Raw genomic sequence first — 23915 nt, 5'->3', positions numbered from 1 at the left:
TAAACGCACCTCAAACGGTAAGCGCTGCCCGATGCGCCGGCGTTGCACCCATCGCCGGTTCGCTTTGCCGATCTTGTCCGGAATCTGTGCCGAACAGCTGGCGGTATTCGCTCGCCGAGACCCCGTGGCGGGCCCGGAAGGCCCGCGCAAAACTGCAGCAATTGTCGAAACCACTCGCTGCAGCCACCTCCCCGATCATCATCGGAGTACTACGCAGCAGCCATGCGGCACGCTCCAGCCGCAGCCGCGCGCACAGCGCCTGCGGACTCTCCCCGTACAGCGCGTGAAAGGCCTTGGAGAAGTACCAGCTGGAGAAGTTCGCCATCCGGGCCAGTTCCTCCATCCGCACCACCTGATCGCGGTGGCCCTCCAGATACAGCCGGGCGCGCTGCATCCGGCCGAACACCTGGCGCTTGTGACTGCGCGAGCGCCCGGGACAGGACTGCACCCTCGCCGAAAGCTCGTGCTCGACCTCCATCAGGAACAGCAACAGGGGCCGCAGGGTTTGCAGGTCGGCGTCACTTCCCGCACCTCGCCACAGACGCAGCGCAGTGAGCCGGGCACCGGGGGACAGGTGCCCGAACCCCGGATAGAGCACGCCGCCGGTCATTTTCTCCAGCGCATCCACCGCTGCCGGATCCATCACGATGCCCAGGCACAGGCCGCGGCCGTCGACCTGCACTTGGGGGGCGGAGTCGCGTTCGAAAATGATCCAGTCGCCGCGCAGCAGGTCGAAGCGCCCTTCCCGTGCCTCCACCCAGCCGTGGCCGCGAAGCTGCAACCACGCCGTGGGCAGCCCGGCCTTGGCCGACGCCCCGCCCAGGCGCGTCAGCCCGAAGCAGCTGCCGGATGCCGGAAGTGCCGCCGTGTCGAACCGCAGTTGCCGGCCTCGGTCGGCCCAGTGGGTCTGGCTCATGCTCCACCCGCATCGATCGACTGACTCGAAGAACATGCGCCTGGGGGGATGTCGCCACACTGAACGCCTGCCCTTGCCGACGGTGGCCAGCCCAGGCCACCTAGGGTCGGCACCAGATAGGCCCCGCGGGGCTGGCGCCCTAGTCTTCTCGCCATCCCCGCTGATGCCGGCCTGCCATGAATCCCGTCAATGCCTGTTCGCCGCACTTTCCGCTGGATGCGGCTTCCGTTGCATCCCATTCCCGCCTCGACGCCCACGCGTTTGCGCTGCATGCCGCAAGCGCCGGGCCGGACCTTGCCGGTCACCTGGCTGACCTCGCAGCCGAGGGCACCTTGGGCGAATTCCTGGACCAGACCCGGGCCGCAGTCGGCCTGGCTGACCAGACCCCATTTCTGGCCGAGCGGCTTGACCCTGCCCTGACCGTCATCCGTGATGCGCTGGCCGGGCTGGACACCAGCGACCTGCCGCGCACCGGACGCGACGCGGTGGCGGACACCCTGTCCCTGCTCGATGCCCATCTGGAGGGCACGGACGCCGACACCGGCATCCAGGTGCCCGGAGGCGGGCTGCAGGCGCATGAAGACGCTGGCGGCCACCTGATCGACCGTCATGTGGGCAAGAGCGAGCAGTGGCTGGTAGACCGGGTGCGCAATGACAACATCAGCGCTGCCTCCAGCTTCCGCGACCTGCCCGAGGCGGAATACTTCGTGGCCCAGACCCTGAGTGAGCACTCCGGGGATATCGAAGCCTGGCTGGACGGCAAGGGCGGCAACCGCCTGGTGGTGGATGCAAGCTTCGATGCCACCACCGGCATTTCCGTGGGCCGCGGCCAGGACCATGCCGAGGACGTGTTCTCGGTCAGGGTAGTGCTGGAGCGCTCGGACCGACTGGACATCGGCTATAGAATCATCACCGGTTACCCTTCCGCACCCTGATCGGCTGGATGATTACGCATGAGCGATTTCCCCACCCTGCAGAACCTGTTTTCCGCCTACTTCCACCAGGACTGGTCGCTTGAGCATGACAGCGCCGATGCCGTCGTGGACGCGTGGCGCAAGGGCGAAGACGCCGAGCACATCGCCCACGCCCGGGACGAACTGGACCGCCTGCTGGCCCGCGACCTGGACGATGCTGCCCTGGGCGCTGCCGTACGGGCGCTGGGCAGCGAATACGATCCGACCCGTGACGGGTCCCGTAGCGATGGCGGTTGGCGCGACTGGCTGACCTCCGTCCAGCGGCAGCTGCACCCCTGACTCCGGGGCGCAGCCGGGCCGCGCCTACATCGGCGGCGCGGCCATTCCCGCACGATGCGGGTAGCGGGAAAAGATCTCCCCGATCGTCTGGCTGATCCGCGCCTCGCGGTTCTCCGCATTGACGTTGGCGACCCTGCCCACCGCAATTCCTTCCCAGACCAGCCGGTTCTGGGCCGAATCCACCAGGTCCACGTTCATGGTGCCCTCGGTGTAACGGCTGACGTGGGTGCGATCGTGCCAATACGGCACCGCCACATAGCGGCGCGCACGGTAGTGGTAGTAGTAGCCGTAATCCACGGTGGGAATCGAACTCACATCGGTGCGCCGCTGCATATAGGCGTTGACGTTGACCCGCAGGTCCGGATTGGCCTGATCAAAAACATAGCCGCGCGCCTGCATCTCGCGTTCGACCGAGCGCTTGACGATCTCGCTGGTAGCGGTTTCATAGCCGTAGGCTTCCACCGCCAGCGGCTCGTAGAACGCCCAGGTGCGGTAGGAGGAGAAGTCGGCGCGCGGGTCGGCCTCGGCGCTGATGCGCGGGCCGGTGGCGCAGCCGGCCAGCATCAGCGCCGCGCACAGGGCTGCGATCCAGGCGGTACTCCAGACTGTCGTTCGGCGGATGGCGTGCATGGCGGTTTCTCCGGAGGGGATGTGCCGCGGGCGTGTTGCGCTCGCTGATATCCATATACGCCCGACGGCGTCGAACCGGCGCGACGACCGCATGAAGCATTCATTCACGCCACGGCGTCCACCGGTGGGCCGCTATGATCCTGCCCATGCATGCCCATCCCGTCCGCACCGCCACCGCATTCGCCCCTGCCAGCGTGGGCAATATCGGCGCGGGCTTCGACCTGCTCGGCCACGTGATCGAAGGACCCGGGGACATCGCTACGGTCAGTCTGCTGGAGGAGCCGCTCGTACGCGTGACCCGCGTTACCGGCCGGGTCCGCGGAACAGAAGCGATCCCGCTGGAAGCGCGCGCCAACACGGCGGGAAGCGCCCTGATCGCACTGCGTGAGGCGTTGGCCCTGCCGTTCGGGTTTGAAGTGGAGCTGGAAAAAGGGATCCCGCTTGGCTCCGGCATGGGCGGCTCAGCCGCTTCCTGCGTGGCCGCGCTGGTGGCCGCCAACGCACTGCTGGACACGCCGCTCGAGCGCGAGGCCCTGTATCCGTTCGCGCTGGACGGGGAATCGGTGGCCAGCAACAGCCGCCAGGGCGACAACGTCGCGCCGATGCTGCTCGGTGGAGTGGTGCTGGCCACGGCCGAGCGCATGATCCGCCTCTCTGCTCCCGACTGGCTGCACTGCGTGCTGGTCCATCCCGACCAGGTGCTGGAAACCCGGCGCGCACGCGAAGTACTTGCCGATCCCTACCCGCTGGCCACCATCGTTGCCCACAGCGCCCACCTGGCCCAGCTGCTGCTTGGGCTGGAGCGCGCTGATCCCGGACTGATCCGGGCCGGACTGCATGACGTGCTGGTGGAGCCGCGACGCGCCGCGCTGATCCCGGGCTTTGACCGGGTGAAAGCCGCCGCCCTGGATGGCGGCGCGCTGGGTGCCAGCATTTCCGGCGCCGGGCCCGCAGTGTTTGCCTGGTTCGATTCGCGCACAGCGGCGGAGGCCGCGGCGCCTGCCATGCGCACGGGCTTCATCGATGCCGGCTTCGACGCCACGGCCTGGGTCTCGCCCGTGGCCGCCACCGGTGCCCGGCTCCTTTCCCCCACTTCGCAGATCCCCCGCCCATGACCCTGCTCATCATCTACGTTGCCATTGCGCTGGGCGTGTCCTTCCTGTGCTCGATCCTGGAGGCGTCGCTGCTGACCATCACCCCCACCCAGATCGAGGCCGGCAAGAACGACAACCAGCGCTGGGCGCAGGTCTACGGGGAAATGAAGGCGGACGTTGACCGGCCGCTGGCCGCGATCCTCACCCTCAACACCGTGGCCCATACCATGGGCGCGGCTGGGGCCGGGGCGCAGTACGCGCGGGTATTCGGCTACGGCAGCGAAGCCCTGTTCGCCGTGGCCCTGACCGCGGCGGTGCTGATCCTGACCGAGATCATCCCCAAGACCATCGGCGCCCGCTACGCGGTCGGCGTGGCGCCGTTCGTGGCCCGGGTGCTGCCCGTGCTGGTGGTGGGGCTGGCGCCGCTGGTGTGGTTCTCCCAGCAGCTGACCCGCGTGATCACCCGCGGCCGTCCGGCCCCACTGCCCAAGCATCGCGATGAACTGCTGACGGTGGCGCGCATGGGCGAGGATTCGGGACAGCTGCTGCCCGGCGAAAGCCGCGTGCTGCGCAACGTGCTGCAGCTGGACGCGGTCAAAGCCGGCGACATCATGACCCCGCGCACCGTCGTCTTCGCCCTGCCCCAGGACACACCGCTGCAGGAGTTCGTGGCCGCGGTGGAAGAGTCGCCGTTCACCCGCATCCCGGTCTACGAAGGCGACGATCGGGCGGACATCACCGGCTTCGTGCTCAAGAGCGAAGCGCTGATGCGCCATATCCAGACCCGCGACAACCCCGCCCCGACGACCCTGGCCGATCTCGCCCGCCCCCTTGCTTCCACACTGGACAAGATGCCGGTTGACCGATTATTCCGGCACTTCATCAGCGAAGGCCATCACATCCTGCTGGTAGTGGACGAATACGGCACCGCCGTAGGCATCGTGACCCTGGAAGACGTGGTGGAAACGGTATTCGGTTTCGAGATCGTGGATGAGCTGGACACCATCCCCGACCTGCGCGTCTACGCCCGGGAGCTGTGGTTGAAGCGTGCGCAACGCAGCGGCGTGAAGGATGCAGCGAGCCAGCGCTACTGACTCACAGCTGCGCCCTGACCTCCAGCATTACTGAACCTCCCGGTTCAGCATATTTACAGAACTGACAGGTATCATATTGCCGGTGATGATGCCCTCCAGCACCAAGAAAGCCGCCCGGCCCACTGCCAGCCCGGGGCGCCCCAAAGACCTGGCCAAGCGCGCCGCCATTCTCGAGGCGGCTGAACGGCTGTTCCTGCAGCATGGCTTTGAAGGCGTGAGCATGGACCAGATCGCCGCCACGGCGGACGTTTCCAAGCTCACCGTCTACAGCCATTTCGGCGACAAGGACACCCTGTTCACCGAAGCTGCAAAGGCCTATTGCGAACAGCAGATGCCCGGCTCGGTGTTCGAACCGGCGCCCGGAGTGCCGGTGCGCGAGCGGCTGCTGGATATTGCCCGCAGTTTTTTTTCCATGATCAGCGCGCCCGAGGCGGTGGCCGGGCATCGCCTGCTGTGTTCGCCGCAGATGGTGGAAAAGCGGCTGGCCGAGCTGTTCTGGGAAGCCGGCCCCGGACGGGTGCAGAAAGAGTTCGCGCATTTCCTGAGGCGCCGCATTTCGGCTGGCGACCTGGAGATCGACGACGTTACCCGTGCGTCGGCCCAGTTTTTTGCGCTGGTCCGCGGTGAACTGCACATGCGCATGGTGTTTGACTGCCACCACCACCCCGAAATGGCCCAGGCCGAACAGGAGCGCGCCCATCTTGAGGCTTGCGCGGACATGTTCTTGCGCGCCTACGGCACTTCGAAGGCCCGGACTTGAGCCCGCCGTACCAGGTTGCCCTGCCCACCGGGCCGGTGACTTTCGGCACTCAGTGCCGGACAACCGCTGCAGCGATGCTGTTTCCAGCGCAATTGCGCCCATCCCCCGGTAAACTTGCGTTTCCCCGCGATCGAGACCGCCAAAGATGACGATTGATTACGCCCAAACCCGCGATGCCATGGTCGAACAGCAGGTTCGTCCCTGGGATGTGCTGGATGCGCGCGTGCTCGAGGTGTTGGGCACGTTGCCGCGCGAGGAGTTCGTGCCCGCGCCCTACCGTTCGGTGGCCTACGGAGACCTTGAGATCCCGCTCGGCCATGGCCAGCGGATGCTCAAGCCGGTGCTTGCCGGACGTGCGCTGCAGGCGCTGCGCCCGCAGCCGGGCGAAGAAGTGCTGGAGATCGGCACCGGCAGCGGCTACGTCACTGCCGGCCTGGGTCTCATGGCCCGCGAAGTGCTGAGCCTGGAGCGCGAGGCCACCCTGGCCGACGCCGCCCGCCAGCGCCTGGTGACCCTTGGCGCCAGCAACGTGTCGGTGGAACAGGCCGACGTTTTCAGCTGGAACACGGAACGCCGCTTTGACGTGATCTGCGTGAACGCAGCCGTCGCCGAGGTCCCCGCCCGTTTCATCCAGTGGCTGCGTCCGGGTGGACGCATGTTCATTGTCCACGGGCGCGCCCCGGTGATGGAAGCGGTGGTGATCCATCGTGATGGCGACGATGTCAACGCCACGCGCACCGAATCGTTGTTTGATACCGAGCTCGACTATCTGGCAGGCGCCGAACCGGTGCCTGCGTTCCACCTGTAACCGCGGACCGTACCCGGGCCATGCCCCCGCACGGCCCTCCGGAACCCACAAGGATTTCTACATGCTGCGTCCTCTCGCCCTAGCCCTGTCCCTCGCCCTGCTCCCGGCCGCCGCCCAGGCCGCGGACCTGATGACCACCTATGAGATGGCCCGCACCGGCGACCGCCAGCTGTCCATCTCCGAGTCCAGCCGCGATATCGCCCGCGAGGGACGCGTCCAGGCCCGGGCCAACCTGCTGCCATCGGTCAGCGGCAGTGGGTCGATCGGCCGCAACTACGTGGCCGGCCAGTCCGGTGACAACCGCAGCCGCACCTGGGGCATCGGCCTGCAGCAGACCGTGTTCGACCTCGGCCAGATCGCCAATTACCGTGCGCAAAAAGAGCTGGACACCGCCGCAGGGTTCGATCTGAACGCCGCCAACAGCGAACTGATCACCCGCACCTCGGCCTCGTACTTCGACGTGCTGGTGGCGATCGAAACCCTGGCAGCCGCCATTGCCGCGGAAGAAGCGCTGCAGAAGCAGTACGACTTCGCCGACCGGCGCCTTGAGGTCGGTCTGGCACCGATCACCGACGTGCACGAAGCCCGCGCCCAGTACGACACCGCCCGTGCGAATGTCCTGCTGGCCCGCAATGCGCTGGAAGACGCCTACCAGGCCCTGGCCGAGATCACCGGCGTACCGGTGCGCGACCTGCGTGCGCTGCCGGAGGACTTCCAGCCGTCCTTGCCCACCGATGGCGGCGTAGAGCAGTGGGTTGCCAGCGCCTTTGCGCAGAACCCCAACCTGCAGGCCGCCGAATATGACGCGCGCGCTGCCGAACACGGCGTGACTGCCGCCCGTTCCCAGCACCTTCCGCGGGTCACCCTGGGCGCCGACTACAGCAACCGCGCCGGCTGGGGTGATTTCGGCAACCCGGACGTGCCGGGCCAGCCGCGCAACAGTGAAAACGAAGGTTACGGCGTGGGTCTCAACCTGACCGTGCCGCTGTTCGCCGGCGGCGCCATCCGTTCCGGCGTGCGCGAGGCGATCTCGCGCCGCGACATCTCCCACGACAACCTGGAACTGACCCGCCGGGCGCTGGAGCGCAGCACCCGCGCCGCCTACAACGCGGTAGTGGCCGGAGTGAGCGAAGTCGAGGCCAGGCGCCAGGCGGTGGTCTCGGCGCGCAGCGCGTACGAAGCATCGCAGGTGGGCCTGGAAGTCGGGACCCGTACGGTGGTGGACGTGCTGATCAACCAGCAGAACCTGTTCAACGCCGAAAGCAACCTGGCGGACGCGCGCTACCGCTTCCTGCAGAGCCGTCTGCTGCTGGCCCAGGCCGCCGGCACCCTGGACATTTCCGACCTGCGGGAAATCAATGCCCTGCTGACCGTGTCCGCTGAAGCCCAGCTTCCGTCCTCGGTCGAGTAACCCGGCAACGTATTCCGGCGGGCCTGCTCAGGGCCCGCCCTGCCCCGCGGCTGGGGGCATGTCCGCCCTGATCACTTTCAGCGTGCGCTGCACCGCCCCGCGCCCGTCCTCCACCAGCTGGGCGGCGGCCCCGGCCATCCGGCTGCGCAGCTGCGGATCCTCCAGCAGCCTCTCAAGCTCGGCGCCAACCGCCTCGGCATCGCGGCCGACGCACAGCGCGTCCACCTCCCTGAGCCGACGGGCGATGTCGGCAAAGTTGTGCAGGTGCGGACCGGTGACGATCGCGGTGCCGGTGGAGGCCGGCTCCAACAGATTGTGTCCTCCCACGTCCTGCAGGCTGCCGCCGACAAACGCCACGTCGGCGCAGGCATAGAAGCTGGTCAGTTCACCCAGGGTATCGATCACGAACACCGCATCGGCGGAGTCCGGCTCGCGGGTGAGGGTGCGGGTGGCGGTGCGCATCCCGGCTTCAACGGCCTGCTGGGTGACCGCACGGAAGCGCTCCGGATGCCGCGGCGCCCACAGCAGCAGCAGATCCGGCCAGCGCTTGCTCAGCCGGGCGTGGATGGCCAGCACCGCGGCCTCCTCATCCACATGGGTACTGGCGGCGATCCATGTCGGCCGCTCACCGGCCCGCTGGCGGAACTGGCGGGCGAACTCGGCCAGTCCGGGATCAACCTCCATGTCGTATTTCAGGTTGCCGGTCACGGTCACCTGCTGCTCCAGCGCGCCGAGGCGGCGGAAGCGGCGCCCGTCCTCCACCGACTGCGCAGCGATCACGCGCACCGTGCGCAACGCACGCGAGACCAGCGGCCGCAGGGTCCGATAGCCGCGCAGCGAGCGGGCTGACAGGCGCGCATTGACGATGTACAGCGGCACGCCGTAATCACGGCAGCAGAACAGCAGGTTCGGCCACAGCTCGGTCTCCACGATCAGGCCCAGCTGGGGCTGGAAGTGATCCAGGAACCGGTGCACCGCCCCGGACAGGTCATAGGGCAGATACACGTGTTCAACCCGCTCGCCCCACAGCTTGCCCACCCGCGCCGAACCGGTCGGGGTGATGGTGGTCACCAGCAGGCGCATGCCCGGGCGCAGCTCAAGCAGCGCGTCCACCAGCGGTGCGGCGGCGTTGACCTCGCCCACCGATACGGCGTGCACCCACAGCGTGGCCCGGTGTGGTTCGTCCGAATAGGACGCATAGCGCTCGCCCCAGCGCTGGAAATATTCCGCCTGGCGGAAGCCCCGCCAGATCAGGTGGTACACCGTCACCGGCACCAGCACATACAACATGGCCGAATACAGGGCGCGCAGCAGGCGTTCAACGATGGTTTCGCGCATTGAACAAGGATAGCCGTTCATCAAAGGCATGGAGCCCTACAATCTGCATATGTCGAACAAAGACCCCCTGCCCCGCCCGCCACTGTCTCCCCGCCACTGGCCCACCTGGCTTGGAATTGGCCTGGCGACTGCGCTGGCCCGCTTGCCATGGTCGCTGCAGCGCGCGCTCGGCCGGGCGCTCGGGGCAACGCTGCGCCTGGCCCTGCGCAGCCGCCGCGCGGTGGCTGCCCGCAACCTGGAACTGTGCTTCCCCGAGCTGGATGCCAGCGCGCGCGAACGCCTGCTGCGCGAACACTTCGCTTCACTCGGCATCGCCCTGTTTGAATTCGCGCGCGCCTGGTGGGGCTCGGTCGCCCCGCTGCGTCGCGGTCTGGTGGTGGAAGGCCTGGAGCACATGGACGCCGCACGCGCGCAGGGTCGCGGGGTGATCGTGGTGTCGGGCCACTTCACCACGCTGGAGGTCTGCGGACGCCTGATGTGTGAGTACGCGCCGCTGGCGGGAATGTATCGCCCGCACGCGCAGCCGGTGATGGAATGGGCGGTGCGCCGCGGGCGTGCGCGCTACGCGGCGGCCATGTTCCCCAAGCAGGATGTCCGCGGCACGTTGCGCCACCTCAAGCGTGGCGGCCTGCTCTGGTACGCACCCGACCAGGATCCCAGCCGCGGCGATGCGGTTTACGTTCCGTTCTTCGGCCAGCCTGCCCACAGCCTGACATCCACCCATCAGCTGGCACGGATGTCGGGGGCGGCGGTGCTGCTGTTCCAGCATGAGCGCCGCAGTGATGGCGGCTACACGCTGCGCCTGCGACCGGTCGATGACTTTCCCTCCCGGAACGCGACCGCGGACACCGCCCGGATCATCGCCGGGATCGAAGAGATGGCGCGCGCGGCGCCGGCGCAGTACCTGTGGATACATCGCCGCTTCAAGCGCCGTCCGGACGGCGCAGACGTCTATTCCAACTGACTCGGCGGATTCAGCGGGGTTCTTGAGACCCGGCCGGCGGCTCGTCGCTGCCAAGCAGGCTGCCGGCATAGAGGGCCGCCAGCATCAGGGTCAGCCCACCCCAGAAGGTCGAATAGAACGCCAGATGGGTGTTGAGCGGGAATACCGTCACCGCCAAGGCGAGCATGGCTGGTCGTGCGCGCTCGCGTGCCGGGGGATCGGCATAGCGCCACGCACGCCAGGCCAGGGCCGCCCCGGCCAGCCACAGCAGCAGGCCGATGATCCCGGTTTCACTGAGCACCTCCAGCACGATCTGGTGGGCATGGAAGGCAGGCCCGTCACCCCAGGCCGCCAGGTGTTCCGGATCAGGATCGCAATCCGGATAGGCGGCGCGGAAGCCGCGCACGCCCACGCCATTGAACGGACTCTGGCGAACCATGCACAGCGCCGCGCTCCAGATGCGCAGCCGCCCCGACAGCGCCACGTCCACCCCGGACTCGTCAGCGGTGGCCAGCTGCGCCGTGCGCTCCACCCGCTCCTGCACCTGCGGGGACACCAGCGCCAGGGCAACAAGCGTCGCCGCGCCGCCGGCAAGCACCACCAGCATCCGCTTCCAGCCCAGCAGGTTCCAGCCGGAAAAGACCAGCACCAGCGCATAGGTGATCCACGAGGCACGCGCACCGGCCAGCAACACCACCAGCCCCAGCGCAACGGCCGCCACGATCCAGCCGCCGATGCCGAACCGCTGCGCCACCGGGAACAGCAGGAACGGAGCCAGGCTTGCAAGCACCAGGCCCAGCTTCAGGTTGCATGGACCCAGCACGCCGCCCAGCCGGTCGGCAGCCATCACCTGCTCCGCCGTGCACATGGGCCGGTCGCTGAGCAGCTGCTTGATGCCATCGATGCCGAAGAACAGCGGGCTGGTACCGAAGAATGCTTCCACCAAACCGTCCACGCTCCACAGCGCAACGATCACCGCCAGGCCGCCGAACGTGATCTTCCGGCCGCGGCTGTTGGCCACTGCCGATGCCACCAGCCACAGGAACGGCAGGTAGCGCAGGTCCACCAGCGCCTCGCGCAGGGATCGCTGCACATCCACCGCATCGATCGCGGAGATCAGCTCAGGCACCCAGTAGGCGCAGAACAGCACGCTGGTCAGCGCCCAGGCCTGCGGACTCAGCAGCGCGGTGCCGTGGGCGAAACGCGCCATCAGCAGTCGTGAGATCGCCACCAGCGCGCCCAGCACCATCACACCCTCGGCATAGCCGGGTGCGGGCCACAGGGCCACGAAGGCAAGGACGAAATGGGGCGACCAGCGCCATCCCGGCGCGGCCGCAGCCTGGTCAGCGGTCGTAGAGTTCGTCATACACGGAAAGCGTGGCGTCCTGCATCGCGGACAGGGTATACGGGATGGTACCCGGAGGGTCGGGTGGCGCATCAAGCAGTGCGCGGGCACTCACGAGCAGGGCCTGGATGTCGAACGGCACCACGGCTCCACCCGGCGCCAGCTCGCGCAGCACCTCGCCCACGCCGCCGTGCTCCCAGGCCAACACCGGACGGCCCACCGACAGCGCCTCCAGCACGGTGCGCCCGAACGCCTCCGGCTTGCGCGAGAGCTGCAGGACCAGGTCACTGGCAGCGTAGGCCCGGGCAATGGCGGATGTGGGCGGCGTCATCGCCACCGCATCCCCGATGCCGAGTGCGACGGCTTCGCACTCCAGCTCGGCCAGATAACGCTCACGCCCGGGCTCACGCATGCCAGGCATCCACAGCCGCGCATCCATTCCCCCGGCACGCAGTCCGGCCAGGAGCGCCAGCGCATCGGCATGCCCCTTCAGCCGGGTGCCGCGCCCCGGCAGCAGCAGCAGTGGCCCCTCCCCGGTCAGGGCCGGGAACTCCGCCGCCACTTCGGCCCGGGCGCCCCGATCGGGAGACCGGCGCCGCGGGAAGGCTGCCGGATCGATTCCGCGCGGAATCACCCGCAGCTTCTCCGGTCCGATCTGCGGGTAGTGGCGGCACACATAATCACGCACCGTCCGCGACACGCAGATCACCCGCTCACCGCTGGCCATGATCGCGCTGTAGCGCGAGGGAGAGTTGAGCCCGTGGACGGTAGTGACCCAGTGCGGACGCCGCTCGCGTGGCAGGCCGCGCAGCGCGCGCCAGCCCAACCAGGCCGGCAGGCGGGACCGCGCGTGGACGATGTCGGCCCCCGCGTCCTGCAGCATCCGCCGCAGGGCTGGAACGTGGCGCAGGGTCAGCAGTGATTTGCGGCCGATATCCAGTTGCCGATGCTCCGCTCCCACGGCTTCGAGCGCGGGCACAAGGCGTCCGCCTGCGGAAACCACCAGCGCACGGTGTCCGGCGCGCACCAGCGCCTGGGCAATTTCAATAGTGGAGCGCTCGACGCCGCCGGACTCAAGCGCCGGCAGCAGTTGGACTACCGTCAGGCGTTTTCGAGCGGACACGGGAGCGGCGTGCCTGCGGCCGCGGCCTCAGTCAACCAGCACGAAGTGTGCGCTGCAGTACGGGCAGTTGGTCTCGCCACCGTCGTCCTCGATCGGCAGGTACACGCGCGGATGCGAGTTCCACACCGCCATGGACGGAAGCGGGCAGCTCAGCGGCAGCTCGCTGCGACGGACCTCATAGGTCTGCCGGGCATTGGCCTGTTCGGAAGATGTGGTGGCTGCTGTCATGGCAAATGGAATGCATCAAATGGACCGGCGCCCAGTTTAACCTGTCCCCGCGTGGGCGACCGCGGCAGGCACCGGCTCAGCTGATCCAGCCGCGTTTCGCCGCCCGCCGCGCGTACCAGACCAGGGCTGTGGCGATCCCGATCAGCAGCACCGCCATGGGCAGCCCGGCCGCACCGGAGACCTGCCAGGCCGGGGTGAATATGTAAACCCCGGCCATCTGCAGGGTCACCGCCAGCAGCGAAAGAGCGAAGGCCGGCACCGCCCAGGCCCGCCGCAGCAGCAGCCCGAACGATCCGGCGACACCGGCAAATACGGCCACAGCGTAAGCAATCGTCAGCCAATCCGGCATGGCCTCGTACACCAGCCGGCGTCCTGGCGCCATGGCTTCAACCTGCTCCGGGGTGATGCCGGTCTGCATGATGAACATCACCACCCCGACAATGTTCCAGAACAGGGCAAGCCAGCCGATCACCCGCAGGCTGGCGGGTACTTTCAAATTGCTCATGGGTCTGTCCCCTGTGGTCTGGCGGCAGTGTATGCCGGCACGTCGCCGACTACAGCCAGCCCTTCTGTCGTGCCAGGCGATAGGCCTCGATGCGGTTGCCCACGCCCAGCTTGCCGATCGCCTCGGAGAGGTAGTTGCGCACCGTGCCCTGCGACAGGTGCAGCTGCGCCGCGATGTCCCCGGCGGACCGTCCTTCGCCGGCCAGGCGCAGCACCTGTCGTTCGCGGTCGCTGAGCGGGTCGGCCTCCGACCAGGCTTCCAGCGCCAGCTGCGGGTCGATCGCGCGCCCACCGCCGTGCACCTTGCGCAGCGCCGCGGCCAGCTCCTCGGCCGGCGCGTCCTTGAGCAGGTAGCCGGACACGCCCGCATCCAGCGCCCGCCGCAGATAGCCGGAGCGCGCAAAAGTGGTGACGATGACCACCTTGATCGGCAGCTCATGGCGCCGGATCCGCTGGGCAAGCTCCAGCCCGGTCAGGCCCGGCATCTCGATATCGGTCACCAGCAGATCTGGCTGCAGCCGCTGCAGCTCGCGCCATGCGCTTTCGCCGTCGGCGCAGGCGCCAAGCACTTCGATGTCGGGCTCAAGGCCCAGCAGCGCAGAGAGCGCGCCGCGCACCATGGCCTGGTCCTCGGCCAGCAGGATCCTGATCATCCGCGCACGCTACCAGACCACCCGGTAGGAGCGCGCCATGCGCGCGAAGCCGCGCGAATCATGGTCGTCCAACGTGGCGTCGGTTGGGACGCAGTGTCCGAAGTCACCCGCAACGATATATGTCACGCGGCTTCGCGCGCATGGCGCGCTCCTACGGCCCAACGTTGGCGGCGAGCGGGAGGCGGGCCTCGAGGCGGGTGCCGCCGCGCGTGCCCGGCCCGATGCGCAGGCTGCCGCGCGCGCCCTCCAGCCGCTCGCGCATGCCCGCCAGTCCGTTGCCGGGAACGATCGCGCCTCCGCGGCCATCGTCTTCGATCAGCAGCACCGCATCCCCGCCCTCCACCGAGAACCTCACATTCGCTATGCCAGCCCGGGCATGGCGCTGGATGTTGGTCACCGCTTCGCGCACCGTCAGCGCAAGGATCGACTCGACGCCCGGCGGCAGTGCGAGCCCCTCCCCGCCCGCGTCGAACTCGTAGCCGAAATCCACCCCATCGGTCTCCAGCAGCAGCCGGGCGGAGGCAAGCTCGCCGGCCAGCTCCGCGGCACGGATGCCGCTGACCGCCCGCCGCACCTGGTCCAGCGCCTGCCGCGCCCCGGCAGCGACCTCCTCTATCTCGCGACGCGCCGAAGAAGGATCGCGCTCGACCAGGCGCGCGGCCAGGTCCGATTTCAATGCCACCATCGACAGGGTCTGGCCGAGCAGATCATGCAGGTCACGGCCGATGCGCTCGCGCTCGGCGGTTGATGCCAGCCGCCGGATCTCTTCATGGGACAGCTTGAGCGCGGCATCCTTGCGCTGGTTGGCGCGTTCGACATGGATCAGGGGCCCGACGATCAGCACCACCAGCGGCATCCACACCACCGCCTGCCATGGGTAACCGAGCCACAGCGCGTAGCCGACAAAGCCCGCGCCGAGCAGCGACAGCCGCGCCAACGTTGCGGACAGGGAACGATTGCCGTGGACGTGCAGGTACACGCAGCCGAACACGAAGTAGCTCATGCCTGCCGGGTACCACCGCAGCAGCACCAGGCACAGCACGATCATGGCCACTGCCGGTCGCCACGCGTTGCGTTCGGGTACCGTCACCGCCCGCCCGAACAGGACCAGGAACAGCGGATACGACACCAGCGTCAGGGCCAGCCATTGCGAGTTGTAGCCGCCCGGGGTGAACGCCGGGGTGATGAATACCCACGCCGTCCACATCAGATGCACCAGCTCGGTCCAGGCCGCCCTGTCCTGACGCATGGCACAGCCGACCAGCGAATCCGGGGCCGGCGCGAACCAGCGCGCGATGACACCGGTGCCGGACATCAGCCGCCCTCCCCGGGGCCGCAGGTCCGCGCGGCGGTGCACAGCGCGGCGTCAGGGCAGCTCGACATGATCGAGGGAAAATTCAAATGACCCGGCCGGCTGGCCGGCGGTGAAGGCGATGCCACGAACCAGCGACAGGTCTGCCCCCGGGAAGTCGGCCAGCGCCAGCCGCACCTCAGCCCACTCCGAACCGGCCTGGAAGGTCAGCGTGCTCGGCATGCCCTGCACGGACGGGCCGGAGAACAGCATGGCGTTGTAGCTGCGGCCATCGCCGCGGACCTGGAACACCAGCTCGCTGCGGGTGGACAGGTCCACCGGCTGCATCGGCTCGCCGGCTGGGAAGAACATCACTCCGGCCCACGGGAACGGGAAACCCGGGCGGATTTCACCGGTCACCTCAAGCGCGCCTGGTGAACTATTGACACCGCCTGGCACCAGTCGGTGCTCGACCGTCGAAGCGCCACCGGCCATCTGGTCCGTGGTGGGCTGCCAGCTCCCGAACGCTGCGCTGACAGAGTCTGAATCGAAGTCGCTGATCAGGGTCTGCTCCGGAGCCGCCTGCGCGGCAGGCGCCGCGGCCGATGGATCGCGCCCGATCCGATAGCCGTTCTTCCAGACCCCCACGATCGCGCGAGTTGCGGTGATGTCGGTCAGCGGATCGCCGTCCACCAGCAGCAGGTCGGCGCGCATGCCGGGCGCAATGCGACCGCGGTCCCCGATCCCGAAGCGTCGGGCCGGGAGCGCCGTGGCGGCGGCCAGTGCCTGCGCCGGCTCCAGACCGGCGCGGACCAGCAGCTCGAGCTCGCCATGCATGCTCACCCCATGCGCGGTGCCGGGGTTGGGAGCGTCGGTGCCGGCCAGGATGGTGACCCCCGCGGCATGCAGGGCGCGCACGCTGGCAAGCGCCTGCTCAAGCCGGTCGGTGCGTGGAACGCCTGGGATCACCGCGCCAAGCGTCGCCCGCTGCTCACTGGTCAGCGTCGGACCAAGGCGGGGGTCCGCTGCCAGCGTGGCGCCCTCGCCCGCCCCGGAGAACGAGGCCAGGACCGACAGCGTTGGCACCACGAATGCATCGCCTGCCAGGGCTGCATCGATGAAACCCTGGTCGACCGGCTGGTCAGCGAAGATATGCACCAGCCCGTCCGCCCCGGCGTCGATTGCATGGCGGGAGTCACGCAGCGTCGAGGCATGCACCACGGCGAGACGGTCCGCGGCGTGGGCCGCGCCGATCACCGCCGTCACCTGGTCCGGTGTGAGTGTCGGCAGCGACGGCGCGCCGGGGTAGGCGCTCATGTCTTCCACGATCAGCTTGATGAAATCGACACCCTCATCCAGCCGCTCGCCGATGAACGCCTCAACGTTGGTATTGGCATCGATCGCAGGCACCGGGAATCCGTACTGGGTGCCGTGCCCGCCCGGCGCGGTGACCGCGTAGCCGGACGCCCACAGGTCAGCCAGGCCGGTATCGGCCAGCGATTCGCGCTGCTGGCGAAGTTGCGGCAGGCGATCGACCATCCCGTGCATGTCGAAGGCGGTGGTGACGCCGAAGCGCACCGCGTCGCGCCGCGCGTCTCCCCAGGCATGCACGTGGGCATCGATCAGTCCGGGGAGCAGGGTCCTGCCGGTGCCATCGACCACCGGCAGCCCCTCAGGCACTGCGATATCGGCACCTACCGAATCGATCAATCCGTCGCGCACCACCACGGTGGCAATGCCGATGTCACCCTCGCCGTCGAACACCCGCGCATCGCGGATCGCGAAGCTGTTGCCCGGCGCCTCTGTCTCTGCTTCTCCATCGCTGCCAGTACGATCACCGGCGTTGCCCTGCAGCGCCACCGCGAGGCCGAGCACCCCCGCCAGGGCCGCGAAGGCCAGGATTTCCGGAAGTCGTTTCATGGGTCGATTCTCCTGGGACACTGTGGACAGGACACTCAGACGGCTGCTGCCAATCGGCGCTGCGCAAGGATGAAGAACACGCCGGTGACCACCCCCAGCACGCCCAGATGCAGCCACAGGCTGCCACCGGCATCGTGGCCCACGACCTTCATCGCAGCCTGGCCCAGATGGTACGCCGGCCACACCGGTGCCAGGCGGTTGAAGACCTCCGGCAGCACCGACAGCGGCATCCACAGGCCGGACAGGAACGCCATCGGCAGGAACAGGATATTGACCACGGCCACGGCGGCGTTGCCACCCACCAGACTGCCGATATACAGCCCAAGCGCGCAGAACGGCAGCACACCCAGCACGTTGACCACAAACAGCAACAGCCATTGCCAGGGCGCCAGCACCACGCCGCCCAGGGTGGCTGCAAGCACCGCCAGCAGCAGCGAGATCACCGCCGCGAACGCCATCGCCGCTGCCATCTTCGCCAGCAGCCATGCACCGGGCGGGGTCGGCAGCGCGCGCTTGAGCCGCAACAATCCCCGCTCGCGCTCATGCGCGATACCCGCGCCAAACCCGAACAGGGCCGCGCCCATGATCCCGAACACCCCGTAGCCGGCCAGCATGTATTCCGCGTTGGCCGCGCTGCGCGACAACATGACCCCGAACAGCAGGTAGAAGGCGGTGGGAAACAGCAGCGTGGGAAGCACGAAAGCCGGCTCGCGCAGCTGCCGCAGCAGCTCGTACCTGGCTTCAAGCAGGTAGCAGCGCCAGGGCGAAAAAGATCGGGAGTGGGCGATGGCGGCCATCATGCGGCTTCCTGTTCACGGGTGAGGTGGATGAATGCATCGGCGAGGCCGGCGCGCAGCACTTCCAGGTCCTGCAGTGCCGGATCGGCCTCGAGCAGGCGGCGGACCACCGGCTCGGCCGTAGCGGCCACGATCTCCAGCCGGTCGCTGTCACGGCTGGCGGACAGGACCCGTGGCCAGGTGGATATCAGCGCTGCATCGAGCGTCGAGACGCAGCGGATGCGCCGCTGGGCAACGTGCGAGCGGATTTCGCCCACGCTGCCCGCGGCCACGACCCGACCGCGATCAAGCACCACCACCCGGTCGGACAGCGCCTCGGCTTCTTCCAGGTAATGGGTGGTCAGCAGCACGCCGCAGCCTTCGGCGACGAGCGCGCGCACCGCCTGCCACAGCTGCTGGCGGGCCTGGATATCCAGTCCCGTGGTCGGCTCGTCCAGGAACAACAGTTGCGGGCGACCGCACACGGCCAGCGCGAACTGGACCCGGCGCTGCTGCCCTGCCGACAGCTTGTCGTAGCGACGGTCGAGCAATCCCTGCAATCCGGCAAGGGTCGCGCAGTCGTCAATGCTGCGAGGCTGCGGATAGTAGCTGCAGGTCAGCCGCAGCAGCTCCTGCACCTTGAGGTCGCCGTGGACCCCGCCCTCCTGCAGCATCACCCCGGTGCGCCTGCGCGCCTGCATGGATCCCGGCGGGCCGTCGAACAGCGCCACTTCGCCGGCGTCGGGCCTGAGCAGGCCCAGCAGCAATCCGATCGCGGTGCTCTTGCCGGCGCCGTTGGCGCCAAGCACCGAAACGACCTCCCCCGCGAGCACCTGGAGATCGACGCCGTCCAGTGCGATGACGTCGCCGTAGCGTTTGCGGGCGGCCTGCAGCCGGGCAAGGGGAAGCGGGTGGTGGTGGGTGATCATGTCCATGGCGCCCATCGTCCACGCCTGCAGCCGGCGGCGACAGTCGCAACGGTCAGCCAGCGGAGATGACAGGTGTCACGTGACTCGGCCCCACGCGACGTTTAGGCGACAATCGGGACATCCGCACCAACGGCAGAGCCGATGAACACCAAAGCAGACCTGCTCAGGGAACTCCGTATCGACCGCACGCCTGCTCCACCGCCATCGCGCCGATGGAAGTGGATCGTGCTGGCCGTAGTCGCCGCACTGGTGCTGATACTGGCCGCATCGGCGCTGCTCGGCCGCGACGCGCCGGTGGAGGTGCGGGTGGCGCCGGTGACCGCCGCCGGTGCGGCGCCGGCATCGGTGCTGGATGCCAGCGGCTACGTGGTTGCACGACGCATGGCCACGGTGTCAGCCAAGATCACCGGCCGCGTGCGCGAGGTGCTGATCGAGGAAGGCATGGCGGTCGAAGAAGGCCAGGTGATGGCCACCCTCGATCCGATCGATGCCGACGCCCAGCGCAATCTCTCCGCCGCGCAGCTCGCCGCCGTACGTACCCAGGTGGCCAGCGTCGAGGCCCAGCTCAAGGAAGCCGAGGCCAACGCCGGACGGCTGCTGTCCCTGGTGGACCAGCAACTGGTGTCCCGCGCGCAGTACGAACAGGCCGTGGCCCAGCGCGATTCGTTGCGCGCCCAGCTGGCTTCCACCCAGCGCCAGGTCGACGTGGCTGCCGACCAGCTGCACATCGCCGACCTCGGCGTGGACAACACCATCGTGCGCGCACCGTTCGCCGGCGTGGTGATCGCCAAGGCGGCGCAGCCTGGCGAAATCGTTTCGCCGCTGTCTGCCGGCGGCGGTTTCACCCGCACCGGCATCGGCACGGTGGTGGACATGGATTCGCTGGAGGTCGAAGTCGACGTGGGCGAGGCCTACATCGGCCGGGTGCAGCCGAAGATGCCGGTCCAAGCCACCCTCAATGCCTACCCCGACTGGAAGATCCCGGCCGAGGTGATTGCCATCATTCCCGCCGCAGATCGCGGCAAGGCCACGGTCAAGGTGCGCATCGCATTGCTGGAAAAAGACGCGCGGATCGTGCCGGACATGGGCGCATCGGTGAGCTTCCTGGAGCAGGCGCCCGAGCTGGAGGACGGCGAGGCGCCGAGCCTGCGGATCCCCGCCGAAGCGGTGGTCGATCGCGATGGCGCCACGGTTGCATTCACGGTCGACACGGAAGGCCGCGTGCAGCAGCAGGCGCTTGAGCTGGGGGACACCGTTGGCGCTCAGCGCGAGGTCAACTCGGGACTTTCAGCCGGCGACCGCGTCGTCCTCGATCCACCCTCAGGCCTGGCCGACGGCGACCGGGTGCAGGTGCTGCAGTGAACCGCACTCCGCCGCCGCTTGTCTCGGTCCGCAACCTGGGCAAGTCCTACCAGCGCGGTCCGGAGAAGGTCGAAGTGCTCCAGGGCCTGGACCTGGAGATCGCCGAGGGCGATTTCGTCGCGCTGATGGGTCCGTCCGGCTCCGGCAAATCAACCCTGCTGAACCTGATCGGCGGACTCGACACGCCCAGTGCCGGCGAGATCGAGGTGGCCGGCGAGCGCATCGACCAGATGGGACCCGGCCAGCTCGCCACCTGGCGCAGCCGCCACGTCGGCTACATCTTCCAGTTCTACAACCTGATGCCCGCGCTGAGCGCGCAGAAGAACGTGGAGCTGCCGCTGCTGCTGACCAACCTCAGCGCCGCCCGGCGCCGGCGCAACGCGGGAATCGCCCTCGCCCTGGTGGATCTGGCCGATCGCACCCGGCACAAGCCCAACGAGCTGTCCGGTGGCCAGCAGCAGCGGGTGGCGATCGCCCGTGCCATCGTTTCCGATCCCACCCTGCTGATCTGCGACGAGCCCACCGGCGACCTGGACCGGCAGTCCGCGGAGGAGATCCTCGGCCTGCTGCAGGAACTCAACCGCGAATACGGCAAGACCATCGTGATGGTCACCCACGATCCCAAGGCCGCCGAGCACGCCTCGCACACCCTGCACCTGGACAAGGGCGTGCTGGTCGAACAGCCCGCGCACGCGGTGTGACCGGGGCGCGGGCATGAAGTACATGCACCTGATCTGGGCCGCCCTGTTCCGGCGCAAGGCGCGGACGTTCCTGACCCTGGCCTCGATCATGGCCGCGTTCCTGCTGTTCGGCCTGCTCGACGGCATCCGCACCGCATTCGTGCAGATCGGACAGAGCGCCCAGGGCGCCCAGCGCCTGCAGACCAGCTCGCGGCTGTCGTTCATGGACACCCTGCCGCTGGCGCTGCGCCCGCGCATCGCGCAGGTGGACGGCGTGGCTGACGTGTCCTGGGCCAACTGGTTCCTCGCCACCTACCAGAGCCCGCGCAACCAGATATTCGCCTTCGCGGTGGCCGGCAACTACCTGGACCTCTACCCCGAATACGAGGCCTCGCGGGAAGCCCGTGAGGGGTTCGCACGCACCCGCAGCGGGATCCTGGTCGGCCAGGAAACCGCGGACCGGTTCGACTGGAAGGTGGGTGACCGCATTCCGTTGCTGTCATCGATCTATCCCAACAGCGACGGCAGCATGGACTGGGAGTTCGACGTGGTCGGCATCCTCAGCGAAGCCGGCAACAACGACTATCCGCTGGCCAACGTGGTCATCCTGATGCGCTACGACTACTTCGAAGAGTCCACGCCCTACGTCAACGGCGACGTGGGCTGGTACATCGCAAGGGTGGCCGACGTGCACCAGTCAGACCGGATCGCCCGCGACATCGATGCCCTGTCGGCCAACTCGCGCCACGAAACCCGCAGCATGAGCGAGCAGGCGGCGATGGCCTCCCAAGTGCGGCAGATGGCCGACGTCGGGCTGATCGTGGGCTCGATCATGGGCGCGGTGTTCTTCACCCTGCTGCTGCTGACCGGCAACACCATGGCCCAGGCGGTGCGTGAGCGGACCTCGGAGATCGGCGTGCTGAAGACGCTCGGTTTCACCAGCACCAGCGTGCTGTTGATGATCCTGGCCGAGTCGGTGCTGCTGGTGGTGATCGGCGGGGTGGCCGGCCTGGGGCTGGCGATGCTGGCCGGTCCCGCGGTCGGCCAGGCCAGCGGCGGCATGATCACCCTGCCCCCGGTGGGCCTGCAGAGCTGGCTGCTTGGGCTGGCGCTGATGGTCACCATCGGCGTGGTGATCGGCGTGCTGCCGGCGGTGCGCGGCATGCGCCTGTCCATCGTTGACGCGCTGGCCGGGCGCTGAGGGAGAGACCGGGATGAAACTCCGCTCCATGCTCCAGGGTCTTGCACTGGGCGCGGTCGTGTTGGTCGGCCTGGTCGCGTGGATTGCCCTGCCCTGGCCGGTGCTGCTGGCCCTGGCAATCGCGTTTTCCGGCTGGATGCTGGGCACCCGCAGCGGCCGCCAGGCCGGTTCCGTCACCCGGGTGGGCGTGAGCACGCTGCCCCAGCGGCTGGGCGCATCCTCGGTGGTAGTGGTCGGCATCGCCGGCGTGGTGGCGGTGCTGGTGGCGCTGCTGGCGATGGCCGAGGGCTATCGGCAGACGGTTGCTTCGACCGGCGACGAAGGCACCGCCATCGTGCTGCGCGGAGGGTCCGGGGCGGAGGTTCTTTCGGTGCTCTCGCGCGAAAACCTGGTCACCATCGCACAGGCGCCGCAGGTCGCGCGCAATGCCGACAACGTGCCGCTGGCTTCGGCCGAACTGGTCGTGGCCGCCAGCCTCACCCGGCGCGGCGCCGCCGCGGAGGACGGCAGCGTGCAGCTGCGCGGCGTGGATCCGGTGGCTTGGGAAGTGCGCCCGGCGATGCGCATCATCGAAGGCCGCGCGCTGGAGTCCGGGCGCCGCGAGCTGGTGGTTGGGCGCGGCGCGAGGCAGCAGTTCGCCGGCCTGGATCCCGGCGGCGAGATCCGCCTGGGGCCCGACCTGTGGCGGATCGTGGGCGTGTTCGAATCCGGCGACGCGATGGAATCGGAAATCTGGGGCGACGCGGGAATCGTTGCTACCACCTACCGGCGCGGCAGCAGCCGCAATTCGTTGACCGCGCGCCTGACCGGTCCTGACGCGTTCGCGGCGTTCGCGGCCGCGCTCGAGGCTGACCCACGGGTGGAGGTGAAAGTGGAAACCACCGCGGATTATTTTGCGCGCCAGTCCGAGGGCATGACCCTGGTGCTGCGCATTATCGGGCTCGTGGTCGGCTCGATCATGGCCATCGGCGCGGTGTTCGGCGCGCTCAACACCATGTTCGCCACCGTCGCCGCGCGGGCACGCGAGATCGCCACCCTGCGCGCGATCGGCTTCCGCGGCCTGCCGGTGGTGGTGGCGGTGATGCTTGAGACCATGCTGCTTGCGGCCATTGGCGGCGCGCTTGGCGGGCTGATTGCATGGCTGGTGTTCAACGGCTATACCGCCTCCACCCTGGCCGGCGGCGTGGGCCAGCTGACCTTCGAGTTCAGGGTCACGCCGCAGCTGCTGTGGAACGGCCTGAAGTGGGCATTGGCGATCGGCTTCGTCGGCGGCCTGTTTCCGGCGGTGCGTGCCGCGCAGCTCCCGGTAACGACGGCGCTGAGGGCGGCGTGAGCGGCAAGCGCGCAGTTACGGACACTTCGTCGGCAGCGCTGCGGCGCCTTTCCGGCAGCGAACTGGACGCGCTCTACGAACAATTCCATCGCCGGGTGTTTGCCTTCTACGACGGCATCGACGACCTGCCCGAGGCCAAGCGGGGGGCCGCTCAGGTGCGCGCCCGGAACCAGGCCGAACCGCTGATCGACCAGGCCCGGGCAGTGCATGCCGAACGCGTGCGCCGGCTGCGGCTGAAGGCGCGGCGCTGGTGGATCGCCACCGTGGCCGTGGCGGTGGCCGGAAGCGCGGCGATCGCCTGGCTCGCTCTGCGCTGAAGTGCC

25 protein-coding genes are annotated in these 23915 nt (G+C 68.5%); 13 read left to right on the top strand and 12 right to left on the bottom strand.

Features of this window, described 5'->3' with window-relative positions:
* Window positions 1-10 precede the first annotated feature (10 nt).
* Complete coding sequence (locus ACW7G2_RS04565) at window positions 11-916, bottom strand: helix-turn-helix domain-containing protein (protein WP_456973189.1); 906 nt, start codon at window positions 914-916, stop codon at window positions 11-13.
* A gap of 176 nt (window positions 917-1092) precedes the next feature.
* On the opposite strand from ACW7G2_RS04565, the gene ACW7G2_RS04560 reads away from it, so the two are divergent.
* Both ACW7G2_RS04560 and ACW7G2_RS04555 read left to right on the top strand, forming a co-directional pair.
* Entirely contained in the window at window positions 1093-1851 is a 759-nt protein-coding gene (locus tag ACW7G2_RS04560; RefSeq protein WP_456973187.1) for an RNase A-like domain-containing protein, read from the top strand.
* 18 nt (window positions 1852-1869) lie between these two features.
* Window positions 1870-2169 carry a contact-dependent growth inhibition system immunity protein gene (locus tag ACW7G2_RS04555; protein ID WP_456973185.1) on the top strand — a complete coding sequence of 100 codons (300 nt, stop codon included), beginning with the start codon at window positions 1870-1872 and terminating at the stop codon, window positions 2167-2169.
* 24 nt (window positions 2170-2193) lie between these two features.
* On the opposite strand, the gene ACW7G2_RS04550 is transcribed toward ACW7G2_RS04555, so the two are convergent.
* On the bottom strand, window positions 2194-2799 hold the full coding sequence (locus ACW7G2_RS04550; protein ID WP_456973183.1) for a DUF4136 domain-containing protein: 606 nt from the start codon (window positions 2797-2799) through the stop codon (window positions 2194-2196).
* A gap of 146 nt (window positions 2800-2945) precedes the next feature.
* On the opposite strand from ACW7G2_RS04550, the gene ACW7G2_RS04545 reads away from it, so the two are divergent.
* The 5 genes from ACW7G2_RS04545 (at window position 2946) to ACW7G2_RS04525 (ending at window position 7966) form a co-directional block, all read left to right on the top strand.
* Entirely contained in the window at window positions 2946-3914 is a 969-nt protein-coding gene (locus tag ACW7G2_RS04545; protein WP_456973181.1) for a homoserine kinase, read from the top strand.
* Window positions 3911-4987 (top strand): CNNM domain-containing protein, encoded by a 1077-nt coding sequence (locus tag ACW7G2_RS04540; protein ID WP_456973179.1) that lies wholly within the window; start codon window positions 3911-3913, stop codon window positions 4985-4987. The genes ACW7G2_RS04545 and ACW7G2_RS04540 overlap by 4 nt, the downstream gene beginning before the upstream one ends.
* A gap of 85 nt (window positions 4988-5072) precedes the next feature.
* The gene (locus ACW7G2_RS04535) at window positions 5073-5747 is read left to right on the top strand and encodes a TetR/AcrR family transcriptional regulator (RefSeq protein ID WP_456973177.1); all 675 of its coding nucleotides are present in this window, start codon (window positions 5073-5075) and stop codon (window positions 5745-5747) included.
* Window positions 5748-5892: 145 nt separating this feature from the next.
* Complete coding sequence (locus ACW7G2_RS04530) at window positions 5893-6555, top strand: protein-L-isoaspartate O-methyltransferase family protein (RefSeq protein WP_456973175.1); 663 nt, start codon at window positions 5893-5895, stop codon at window positions 6553-6555.
* 61 nt (window positions 6556-6616) lie between these two features.
* Window positions 6617-7966, top strand: a complete 1350-nt coding sequence (locus ACW7G2_RS04525) for a TolC family outer membrane protein (RefSeq protein WP_456973173.1) — start codon at window positions 6617-6619, stop codon at window positions 7964-7966.
* Window positions 7967-7993: 27 nt separating this feature from the next.
* On the opposite strand, the gene waaA is transcribed toward ACW7G2_RS04525, so the two are convergent.
* Window positions 7994-9304: a lipid IV(A) 3-deoxy-D-manno-octulosonic acid transferase gene (gene waaA, locus ACW7G2_RS04520; protein WP_456973332.1), complete on the bottom strand. Its 1311-nt coding sequence runs from the start codon at window positions 9302-9304 to the stop codon at window positions 7994-7996.
* 49 nt (window positions 9305-9353) lie between these two features.
* Here waaA and lpxL point away from each other — a divergent pair, with 49 nt between their 5' ends.
* Window positions 9354-10268: an LpxL/LpxP family Kdo(2)-lipid IV(A) lauroyl/palmitoleoyl acyltransferase gene (gene lpxL / locus ACW7G2_RS04515; RefSeq protein ID WP_456973171.1), complete on the top strand. Its 915-nt coding sequence runs from the start codon at window positions 9354-9356 to the stop codon at window positions 10266-10268.
* A gap of 10 nt (window positions 10269-10278) precedes the next feature.
* Here the strand turns inward: lpxL and ACW7G2_RS04510 are convergent, their stop codons facing one another.
* From ACW7G2_RS04510 to ACW7G2_RS04470, 9 genes are all read right to left on the bottom strand, one after another.
* Window positions 10279-11613 carry an O-antigen ligase family protein gene (locus ACW7G2_RS04510; RefSeq protein ID WP_456973169.1) on the bottom strand — a complete coding sequence of 445 codons (1335 nt, stop codon included), beginning with the start codon at window positions 11611-11613 and terminating at the stop codon, window positions 10279-10281.
* The gene (locus tag ACW7G2_RS04505; RefSeq protein WP_456973167.1) at window positions 11591-12715 is read right to left on the bottom strand and encodes a glycosyltransferase; all 1125 of its coding nucleotides are present in this window, start codon (window positions 12713-12715) and stop codon (window positions 11591-11593) included. The genes ACW7G2_RS04510 and ACW7G2_RS04505 overlap by 23 nt, the downstream gene beginning before the upstream one ends.
* Before the next feature lie 27 nt (window positions 12716-12742).
* Window positions 12743-12943, bottom strand: a complete 201-nt coding sequence (locus ACW7G2_RS04500; protein ID WP_456973165.1) for a zinc-finger domain-containing protein — start codon at window positions 12941-12943, stop codon at window positions 12743-12745.
* Between the two features lie 76 nt (window positions 12944-13019).
* Window positions 13020-13448, bottom strand: a complete 429-nt coding sequence (locus ACW7G2_RS04495; protein WP_456973163.1) for a hypothetical protein — start codon at window positions 13446-13448, stop codon at window positions 13020-13022.
* A gap of 49 nt (window positions 13449-13497) precedes the next feature.
* Complete coding sequence (locus ACW7G2_RS04490; protein ID WP_456973161.1) at window positions 13498-14100, bottom strand: response regulator transcription factor; 603 nt, start codon at window positions 14098-14100, stop codon at window positions 13498-13500.
* 151 nt (window positions 14101-14251) lie between these two features.
* On the bottom strand, window positions 14252-15415 hold the full coding sequence (locus tag ACW7G2_RS04485; RefSeq protein ID WP_456973159.1) for a sensor histidine kinase: 1164 nt from the start codon (window positions 15413-15415) through the stop codon (window positions 14252-14254).
* A gap of 51 nt (window positions 15416-15466) precedes the next feature.
* Window positions 15467-17311 carry a CIA30 family protein gene (locus ACW7G2_RS04480; RefSeq protein ID WP_456973157.1) on the bottom strand — a complete coding sequence of 615 codons (1845 nt, stop codon included), beginning with the start codon at window positions 17309-17311 and terminating at the stop codon, window positions 15467-15469.
* A gap of 35 nt (window positions 17312-17346) precedes the next feature.
* Complete coding sequence (locus ACW7G2_RS04475) at window positions 17347-18111, bottom strand: ABC transporter permease (protein WP_456973156.1); 765 nt, start codon at window positions 18109-18111, stop codon at window positions 17347-17349.
* Window positions 18108-19013 (bottom strand): ABC transporter ATP-binding protein, encoded by a 906-nt coding sequence (locus ACW7G2_RS04470; protein ID WP_456973330.1) that lies wholly within the window; start codon window positions 19011-19013, stop codon window positions 18108-18110. The genes ACW7G2_RS04475 and ACW7G2_RS04470 overlap by 4 nt, the downstream gene beginning before the upstream one ends.
* Before the next feature lie 144 nt (window positions 19014-19157).
* Between ACW7G2_RS04470 and ACW7G2_RS04465 the strand changes: the two genes are divergently transcribed.
* The 5 genes from ACW7G2_RS04465 to ACW7G2_RS04445 are packed head-to-tail and all read left to right on the top strand — an operon-like array spanning window position 19158 to window position 23909.
* Entirely contained in the window at window positions 19158-20378 is a 1221-nt protein-coding gene (locus tag ACW7G2_RS04465; RefSeq protein WP_456973154.1) for an efflux RND transporter periplasmic adaptor subunit, read from the top strand.
* Window positions 20375-21079 carry an ABC transporter ATP-binding protein gene (locus ACW7G2_RS04460; RefSeq protein ID WP_456973152.1) on the top strand — a complete coding sequence of 235 codons (705 nt, stop codon included), beginning with the start codon at window positions 20375-20377 and terminating at the stop codon, window positions 21077-21079. Before ACW7G2_RS04465 ends, ACW7G2_RS04460 begins: the two co-directional genes overlap by 4 nt.
* A gap of 13 nt (window positions 21080-21092) precedes the next feature.
* The gene (locus ACW7G2_RS04455) at window positions 21093-22259 is read left to right on the top strand and encodes an ABC transporter permease (RefSeq protein ID WP_456973150.1); all 1167 of its coding nucleotides are present in this window, start codon (window positions 21093-21095) and stop codon (window positions 22257-22259) included.
* Window positions 22260-22272: 13 nt separating this feature from the next.
* The gene (locus tag ACW7G2_RS04450) at window positions 22273-23592 is read left to right on the top strand and encodes an ABC transporter permease (RefSeq protein WP_456973148.1); all 1320 of its coding nucleotides are present in this window, start codon (window positions 22273-22275) and stop codon (window positions 23590-23592) included.
* The gene (locus ACW7G2_RS04445; RefSeq protein ID WP_456973146.1) at window positions 23589-23909 is read left to right on the top strand and encodes a hypothetical protein; all 321 of its coding nucleotides are present in this window, start codon (window positions 23589-23591) and stop codon (window positions 23907-23909) included. Before ACW7G2_RS04450 ends, ACW7G2_RS04445 begins: the two co-directional genes overlap by 4 nt.
* Window positions 23910-23915: the final 6 nt, after the last annotated feature.

It is taken from the genome of Luteimonas sp. A277 (assembly GCF_054052045.1).
This window is presented reverse-complemented; position numbering and strand designations above follow the sequence as displayed.